Annotated in this window: 1 protein-coding gene; it reads left to right on the forward strand. The window is 43.1% G+C overall.

The window, feature by feature from the left end:
• The first annotated feature begins 276 nt into the window (after window positions 1–276).
• The gene (locus tag DZ860_RS23760) at window positions 277–873 is read left to right on the forward strand and encodes a tyrosine-type recombinase/integrase (RefSeq protein WP_120035721.1); all 597 of its coding nucleotides are present in this window, start codon (window positions 277–279) and stop codon (window positions 871–873) included.
• The last annotated feature ends 187 nt before the right edge of the window (window positions 874–1060 follow it).

The following is a 1060-nucleotide window of genomic DNA, read 5'->3' on the forward strand; positions in this document are numbered from 1 at the left end:
CAAGAACAGCTTCTCGAAGCGTTGGGTATTGTTGTTTTTCCTGACTAGATGCTTACGAATACCTGCTGATAAACTATACACAACATTAATACATTTTCTAATTCAAATCACCAGAGCTAGATCAATACTTCTAGCTCATTCTTGTCCACGGACATGCTGACGCCGATTCGGCAAACTGTGTGATTCGGCAAACTGACCGACTCTTATCGCGACTGGAACAGCTCTAGTTGATAGCCAGACTCTATGTTGACCAACAACATCGAAGAGGAGGTCAATATGAGAAAGTTATCTTCGGGAAAATGCAGCGGCATTAAAAGACCATTCAAGTTGGAAGAGATTTGGCGAATCAGAACTAGGCTAGAGCTTGAAAACGACCTAATGCAGCTTGCACTATTGAACCTAGCCATTGATAGCAAGTTAAGGGCGAGTGATCTATTAAAGCTGCACGTATATGATGTTTCTTCGCAAGGAGTAATCTATGAAAGGGTTCAATGCATCCAGCAAAAAACAGGTACCGATGTACACTATGAGATTACTCCGAGAACGCAACAGAGTATTAGCCGGTGGGTATACTCAGCAAATCTAGAGGCAAGTAGTTTTCTATTTCCAAGCTGTCGCCGTAAAGGCCAACCCATCAGCTACTCGTTTTATCGTACGATTATCAGGAGCTGGGCTGTAAAGCTTGGTTTGAATGCGGACTATTATGGTACGCATTCCATGCGTCGCACTAAAGCTACTCTGATCTATGCCAGAACGAAAAACATACGAGCGGTACAAATCTTACTTGGCCATTCGAAGCTAGATAACACTATTAGATACCTGGGCGTTGAACTAGAAGACGCTCTGAGACTCTCAGAGCAAACGGATTGCTAGAAAGATTAATACAGGCTTTTCATGCCGCTGAGAAGCCTGTGCCCCATTCCTTCTTAGACCTTGTATCTACTTCAAATTGCAGGCTTCCGTTTAAGGTTACTTTACCTAATGGCGGACATCAGTAATCTATTGGGTTCCTTTTCTCTGTGGCTTTTTAAGCGGATAACTTTTTTCAATGGTGCCGCGT

The sequence above is a fragment of the Vibrio sinensis genome, from assembly GCF_003605645.1.
In the GTDB taxonomy this organism is placed as follows: Bacteria; Pseudomonadota; Gammaproteobacteria; order Enterobacterales; family Vibrionaceae; genus Vibrio; species Vibrio sinensis.